The following is a 6868-nucleotide window of genomic DNA, read 5'->3' on the forward strand; positions in this document are numbered from 1 at the left end:
CCGCTCGGCCGAATTCTACTACATTCCGTTCTCGGGCTATGCGCAGTTCATCGCCAGCGACTTCAGCACCGAGGCGACCACCACGCGCCCGACCGAGGATGATGAAGGCTCCTTGCTCACGCTGCGTCGGCTGCGCACCGGGCTTGCCTGGCTGCCGTCGCTGCGCCGGCGGCTGATCCTGGGCGCTGTCGCGAAAGTGCCCTCCGAGGATTATGTGCAGGATTGGCTCAACGTCTATGCCAGCGACCGCCAGACCAAATTCAACGAGATGGAATATCACCTTCCATTCGAGGAAGGGCCAACGGCGCTGGCCGAAATCATCGAGCTGACCGAAAAGCGCTTTCCCGAAGTCTATTTCCCGATGGAGGTGCGCAGCGTCGCGGCCGATCAGTTCTGGCTCTCGCCCTTCTACAACAGGCCTACCTGTTCGATCGCCATCCACCATGATGCGGCGAGCGATCCGCTGCCGTTCATGCAGGCGGCCGAGCCGATCTTCCGCAGATATGGCGGCCGGCCGCATTGGGGCAAGATGCACAGCCTGAAGGCGGCGGACTTCAAGAAGCTATACCCGCGCTGGGACGATGCCATGGCGGTGCGCCGCGACATCGATCCGCAAAACCGCTTCGTCTCGCCCTATATGGCTGGGCTGTTCGGCATCGAACAATGAAGGCTTATTTCGCCTCGCTTTCGGGTGCATTGAAGCAAGCCGGCATCTTCCAGCCCTGCCTGCTGCTCGACCTCGATCGGCTGGATGGCAACATTGCCCAGGTGAAGGAGAGGGTGGACCCCAGTCTTGCCGTGCGGCTGGTTGACAAGTCGCTCGCTTGCCTGCCGCTGCTTTCGCATATCGGCAAGACGCTCGGAACCGATCGCTTCATGACTTTCCATCCACCGATCAGCGCGGCGGTGCTGAAGGCGTTTCCGGATGCGGATCTGTTGTACGGCAAGCCGATGCCGGTCGAGGCGGCAAGGGCGGCGCTGGTGAAGGGTGACGCCGACTGGTCGCGTGTCTGCTGGCTGATCGATACGCAGCAGAGGCTGGCGGAATATGGCGCTCTCGCTGCCGAACTCGGCATCGACCTGCGCATCGCCTTGGAAATCGATGTCGGTCTGCATCGCGGCGGGTTCGCTGAACCGGAGGCTTTGTCGCAGGCGTTGAAGATGCTGCCGGCGCACAAAGGGCTGCGCTGCGAAGGCGTCATGGCCTATGAGGCGCATGCGCCGCATATTCCCGGCCTGTTCGGCGGGGCGGCCCAGGCGTTGGCGCAAGCCTCGGAACGGGCCGCCGCTTTCATTGCGCGCCTCGGCACCGACCAGCGAAGGATTCTCAACATCGGTGGCAGCAAGACTGCGCTGCTTCATCACGGTGGCGCTGCCAATGAAGTGTCGATGGGTTCGGCCTTCGTGCTGCCCAGCGATTTCGACACAGCTGGTCTCGAAGGTTTCCAGCCGGCAGCCTTTATCGCGACGCCGATCCTGAAGGTGGTCGAGCCGATGCTGCCGGGACCGCCGGCCGTTTCCCGCCTGCTGCAGGCGCTCGGCCGGTTTCCTCGCAAGGGCTGCTATCTCTATGGCGGCAAATGGATGGCCGAGCCGGTCTTTCCCGATGGCATGAAGACGAACGGCCTGCTCGGCCTGTCTTCCAACCAGCAATTCATGGGCCTGCCCGCCGACAGCGCCGCCAAGCCCGGCGATTATGCGTTCCTGCGACCGACGCAAAGCGAGGCCGTGCTGCAGCAATTCGGGCCGATTGCGGTGTTTTCCGGCGGCAGGCTCGTCGATCGCTGGCCGGTGTTGCCGATGATGTGATCCTTCAGGTAGTTGACTCAGTCAACTAAATGGTCAATTCTGTGCGAACAGGAGATGCCCATGACGATCCACCATCAGCCCAGCAACAATGCGCCCAACAAGCAGCTGATCGATGCGGTCAGGGCGTTCAACCGCTTCTACACCCGCCAGATCGGGCTGCTTGACGAAGGGCTGCTGAAAAGCGCCTTCTCCCTGACCGAGGCGCGCGTGCTCTACGAACTGGCGAACCGTGACGGTCTGACCGCGACCGACCTTGGACGCGATCTCGGTCTCGATGCCGGTTATGTCAGCCGTCTGCTGAAGAAGTTCGAACGCCTTCACCTGATCTCGAGGTCGACGCTGGTTTCGGACGCCCGGCAATCGTCGATTGCGCTGACGCCGGCGGGCAGGAATGCCTTTGCGCCGTTGAACCAGGATTCGCACGACCAGGTCGCGACGCTGCTCGACCGRCTGCCCGCATCGGAACAGGACCGGCTGGTGAAATCCATGCGCACGGTCCAGGCTCTGCTCGACGAAAGCGCCGAGCCAAGAATCCCCTATCTGTTGCGGCCGCTGCAGGTCGGCGACATCGGCTGGATCACCCGCCGGCAAGGCATGCTCTACGCGCAGGACTATGGCTGGGACGAAACCTATGAGGCGCTGGTCGCCGAAATCCTCGCGGCCTTCGTCAAATCCTTCGATCCGAAATGGGAGCGCAGCTGGATCGCCGAGCGCGATGGCGAGGTCGTCGGCTCGGTCTTCGTCGTGCGCAAGTCGGATCAGGTGGCGAAGCTGCGCCTGCTCTATGTCGAACCTTCGGCGCGCGGCCTCGGCATCGGCAAGCGGCTGGTCGAGGAATGCATCGGCTTTGCCCGCGCCAAGGGTTACAAGACGCTGACCTTGTGGACCAACGACATCCTGGCCGCCGCCCGGCACATCTACCAGGCCGCCGGCTTCAAACTGATCGAGGAGGAGCCGCACCATTCCTTCGGCAGGGATCTGGTTGGCCAGAACTGGGACTTGGAATTGTGACCTCCCGCTAAGCCTTCACCGGTATCCAGATCTCCAGCCCGCCATTGCCGCTGTGCGGATCGAACTCCGGGCCATAGCGTTCGAATTCCGGTGCGTCCGCTATTTCGTGCCCGGAGGCCGGCAGCCATTTGTTCCAGATCGTGTTGACGGTGCGGCGGATGGCCGAGATGTGCTCGCGATGCGAAAACACCGCATACTTCTGAGCAGGTATGCGCACCCGGCTGAATTCCCTGGGAAGGTCGGAGAAGTCCGATACCTCGACGCCGGCGATGTAATCGAAATTGCCGGCATCGTCGCCATTGACGCAGACGCCATAGGCAACGTCGCCGGTCTCGCCCGGAATATTGCCGATGTAAGGGCCGAAGCGCTGCCACTGCATTGGAATGGCGGCGCTGGTTTCGCAGCTGTAGCGTTCGCCGAGCCCGGCGATCAGGAACGGCCGGCTGGTCTCGAAGCGTGGTGGTTCGAGGTTGGTGAGAAAGGACTGGTCCATCAGGATAGGCTCCACGAGGTCGAGGGTCTTGGTCGAACCTTGCGCGCGCACCAGTTCCGGCGTGGTGCCGAACTGGTCGCGGAAGGCCCGGGTGAAAGCCTCATGCGAGTTGTAGCCGGCGTCGAGCGCCACCGAGAGGATATCGGGCGCCCCGCCGGCCAGTCTGCGCGCCGCCTCGCTCAGGCGCCGCGCCCGCGCATAACCCATGACCGAGCGGCCAGTGGCGGCGCCGAAGGCGCGTGTCACATGGAAACGCGACACCCCGCTGCTTTGCGCGACATCGTCAAGCGATATCGCCTCCGGCAGATGGCTCTCGACAAACCACAGCGCCTTCTCGGTCGGGTTCATGGGGCTCCTTCGCGCATCGGCCGGATCATACTGCCGCCTCCGCACGCGGCCAGTTTGATCGAAATTGCGCAGCGCGCAAAGTGATGCCGACTAGCGCCGCCGACGCTGGAACAACCGGCGAAGCCAGCGCCCGATCTCGCGCGGCAGATGGCGCAATCCGAATTGTGATGGCTTGCGCCTTTGCGCAATTGGCACGATCGGCAGGGAGAAGGCCGAGTTGAGTGGCTGTTGGCGCCCCAGCCGTTCCCAGTGGATCAGCCCGCGCATGATCCGGTCCCAGGCAAGCACGGTTGCCACTGCGGTGGAAAGTTCACCATCCTCGGCAGGCTCATGGCGCCGTTCGAACTCCGCATAGGCCTCGGCGACATAGGTGCCGAAATCGAAATTGTCGGGATTGGGGTCGTAGGAATCGCTCAGCGCATAGCGCGCCTGCCGGGCAATGAACGAGGCGATGTCGACGTAGTTCTCGTGGTGGATGTGGAGGCAGTTCGGCGCATCCAGTCGACGAAGACGCTTGGCACCGGTCAGAACCTGCGGCATGCGATGATGGCCTGGTTGCCAGGCGACAGTCCCCTTGCGGAAAAACCGTATCTGGTGATCGGGGTAAAAGCCGGAACCGCGCATGACCTGGCCGGCGACGGAGTTGAACCTCGGCAACGCAAAGGCGTCGGTGCTTTCGCCATGGTCGCGCACAAGGCCTCGCAGCGCCTCATATGCGTCGTCAGCGAGATACTCGTCGGAATCCAGCACAAGCACCCAGTCGTTTTGCGCCTGCGGCAGGTATTGATTGCGGATTGCGTCGACGGCATCGACGATGGCACAACTCAGCACCCGGCAGCCGGCGGAACGTGCGATCTCGACGGTGGTATCGCCGCTTTGCATGTCGACGATGATGCGCTCCGCTGCCCAGGCGGTGGTCGCCAGCAGCCGGGGCAAGGTCCGTGCCGAATCCCGCGTATGGACGATCAGCGATATCTCGTTTGCCTGCGTCACCCGCTCTCGTCTCCGTCTATGGTGTAGCGCCCGCGCCAGCGCTCGAAGAACAGGTTGCGCGAGGCCTTGTGGCGGTCGGGCCGCCGGTCCGATGTCGATTCCAGATGCAGTGAATCCCTGCGCTGGCCACATGCGATGCGGATTCCCAACTGCCGTGCCCGAAGACAGAGATCGACATCCTCATAGCCGAAAGGGAATGTCTCGTCGAAACCGTTCAAGGCGTCGAAGGCCGCATGGTCGATCATCAGGGCCGCCGCCGTAACGGCCTGCGGGAAAGTCGTCGCCCGGTTGACGATCGCGCTTCGCTTGCCATGATCCTGGTGATAGGGGCCACGTTCTCCGGCGTCAAACCGCACGCCACAATGCTGGATCGTGTCGTCGGGCAAGACTAGCCTGGTGCCGCAGATGCCAACCTTGTGGTCACGGAAGATCTCAAGCATCTCCACCAGGGCGTCCGGATGCAGAAGCACGTCATTGTTGAGGAAGAGGTACCGTGTGGCTTCAATCTCGCGGGCGCCGCGATTGCAGGCTGCCGAGAAGGAATGCCTCAGGTCCAGCCTGACGATCCGCACGTGCGGCGGTGCCAGATCATCGGCGAGGTAGGGTATGGCGGAGCCATTGTCGACGACGACGACACAGGTCTTGCCAAGCTGTGTCCTCGCCAAGGCATGCTCAAGCTGCAGCAAGCAACTTCGCAGCAGCGCGGTCAGGCCCCATGAAGGAACGATAACGCTTAGCTCCATGACAAGGCGTCCTTCAAGCCCGCCTCCATGGCAGATCGCAGTTTCTTTCTCTGAACCGCGATGCGGTAACGGGATGCCATCGCCGCGCCGCCGTCGCGCAGGGCGGCACGCCGCGAGCCTGCGCCTTGCTTGCTGATTTCGGCAAGCGCGGCTGGCAGTTCTATCGGCTCGGCGATGCACGCAGTGTGCCCATGTCTGAGATACTCCATCCCGCCGACGACTGGAACCGATACTACAACGCAGCCTGCCGCCATCGCCTCGAGCGCCGGCAGTCCGAAGCCTTCAGCCACTGCCGTGCCCAGGAAGAACCCGGAGCGCTTAAGACTTTTGGCGCAGATATCTTCACTATCGCCGTCAATCGGCAGGAAGCGGAGGGAGCGCACATGCTTCATCGCCGATTGGGCTATCGCGGCGCCTCTGCGCGGCATGAAGGCTGCGCACCGTTCGTCCTTGGGAGATCCGTCATGGAAGAAAGCGTCGGAGATCGATATGCCGACATCGATCGAAACGCGCCGGGCGACGGACATTGCGTAATTCGTCGCTTGTTCCCAACACGTCAGCACTGTGACATCCCTGTCGTGCAGAATCGGGTTGATCAGGGGATCGGTACCTTGACAGTGGAAGATCAGCCGCGCCCCAGTTGCCTTCAACTCGGGATAGTCGTGCGGCAATGAGAAGATGAGCGTATCGCTCTTCCCGGCATTCGCGACGACCTGCTGCCTGTCCACCACAGGCTGACTGCATCGGAACCATGAAGGCGCAAGGTTGCCAGGGGTCGCGACCGCCATCGGCACGCCGGCGTCCGTCAGCAACTGGGCGAACTGGAAGCCAACCTTGATGCCGCCATATATGCCGACCCCGGGCAGAACATAGTAGTTCATCGGCTTTCCAGCGCACGCCACCGTTTTCGGCGCAGCGCGTCCCTGATACCGAGGCGGCGATGGAGAACCCATCGCAGACCGCGAAGCGTAGCCGCAAAGGCACGGCCATAATGCAGCCGCGCGAACTTGAGCCGCGCATTGTCGATCAACGAGATCCTGACGGAGATCGGGATATCCGCGCCGTACCGACCGAGATGCGGCAGCACATGTTCCAGTTCGACGATTTCGAGCCCACGCCGTGCCATTTCAAATCCCACTGCGACATCTTCCATGTAGCAAAAGTATCTCTCATCGAAACCGCCGATAGCACGAAAGGTCTCTCGTCGAACGAAAAGAGCGGCCGCGAGCGGCCAGCTCCAGTTATGGTTGTGATAAAATGGGAGACACCTCAGGCGCCGAGCCCATTTCGCCATGCCATTATTGTCAAGAAGGTCGGCTGTCAGCTTGAGCCGGGAATAGCCGGGCTGGCGACCGGGTGTGACTTCGCCATGCCAGTCGACATAGTCCGGAACGATCATCGCATCGGGTTTTTGGGAAAGCATCGAGAGTGCCGTCTCGACTGCGGTCGATGTCAGGACGCAGTCCGGGTT

8 protein-coding genes are annotated in these 6868 nt (G+C 62.3%); 3 read left to right on the plus strand and 5 right to left on the minus strand.

The window, feature by feature from the left end:
• The 3 genes from AC1DX0_RS28190 to AC1DX0_RS28200 form a co-directional block, all read left to right on the plus strand.
• A partial coding sequence (locus AC1DX0_RS28190; RefSeq protein ID WP_477357680.1) for a D-arabinono-1,4-lactone oxidase occupies nt 1–667 on the plus strand: 667 nt, incomplete at its 5' end.
• A complete protein-coding gene (locus AC1DX0_RS28195) occupies nt 664–1809 on the plus strand; it encodes an alanine racemase (protein ID WP_477219229.1) in 1146 nt (381 codons plus the stop codon). The genes AC1DX0_RS28190 and AC1DX0_RS28195, both read left to right, overlap by 4 nt.
• Before the next feature lie 60 nt (nt 1810–1869).
• A complete protein-coding gene (locus AC1DX0_RS28200) occupies nt 1870–2820 on the plus strand; it encodes a bifunctional helix-turn-helix transcriptional regulator/GNAT family N-acetyltransferase (RefSeq protein WP_477219228.1) in 951 nt (316 codons plus the stop codon).
• 7 nt (nt 2821–2827) lie between these two features.
• On the opposite strand, the gene AC1DX0_RS28205 is transcribed toward AC1DX0_RS28200, so the two are convergent.
• The 5 genes from AC1DX0_RS28205 to AC1DX0_RS28225 form a co-directional block, all read right to left on the minus strand.
• Nucleotides 2828–3661, minus strand: a complete 834-nt coding sequence (locus AC1DX0_RS28205) for a GyrI-like domain-containing protein (RefSeq protein ID WP_477219227.1) — start codon at nt 3659–3661, stop codon at nt 2828–2830.
• Between the two features lie 90 nt (nt 3662–3751).
• The gene (locus tag AC1DX0_RS28210) at nt 3752–4654 is read right to left on the minus strand and encodes a glycosyltransferase family 2 protein (RefSeq protein ID WP_477219226.1); all 903 of its coding nucleotides are present in this window, start codon (nt 4652–4654) and stop codon (nt 3752–3754) included.
• Nucleotides 4651–5397, minus strand: a complete 747-nt coding sequence (locus AC1DX0_RS28215) for a glycosyltransferase family 2 protein (RefSeq protein WP_477219225.1) — start codon at nt 5395–5397, stop codon at nt 4651–4653. Before AC1DX0_RS28215 ends, AC1DX0_RS28210 begins: the two co-directional genes overlap by 4 nt.
• Nucleotides 5388–6278, minus strand: coding sequence for a glycosyltransferase (locus AC1DX0_RS28220; RefSeq protein WP_477219224.1), 891 nt, complete (start codon nt 6276–6278; stop codon nt 5388–5390). The genes AC1DX0_RS28215 and AC1DX0_RS28220 overlap by 10 nt, the downstream gene beginning before the upstream one ends.
• Nucleotides 6275–6868: glycosyltransferase family 2 protein (locus AC1DX0_RS28225; RefSeq protein WP_477357683.1), on the minus strand; the 594-nt coding region annotated here is incomplete at its 5' end. The genes AC1DX0_RS28225 and AC1DX0_RS28220, both read right to left, overlap by 4 nt.

This window comes from Mesorhizobium sp. P3_A9, from assembly GCF_056402975.1.

Bases quoted from the DNA above. Each gene is read 5' to 3' on its own strand.
- AC1DX0_RS28220 (WP_477219224.1), bottom strand. From the start codon at position 6,278: ATGAACTACTATGTTCTGCCCGGGGTCGGCATATATGGCGGCATCAAG.
- AC1DX0_RS28215 (WP_477219225.1), bottom strand. From the start codon at position 5,397: ATGGAGCTAAGCGTTATCGTTCCTTCATGGGGCCTGACCGCGCTGCTG.
- AC1DX0_RS28205 (WP_477219227.1), bottom strand. From the start codon at position 3,661: ATGAACCCGACCGAGAAGGCGCTGTGGTTTGTCGAGAGCCATCTGCCG.
- AC1DX0_RS28195 (WP_477219229.1), top strand. From the start codon at position 664: ATGAAGGCTTATTTCGCCTCGCTTTCGGGTGCATTGAAGCAAGCCGGC.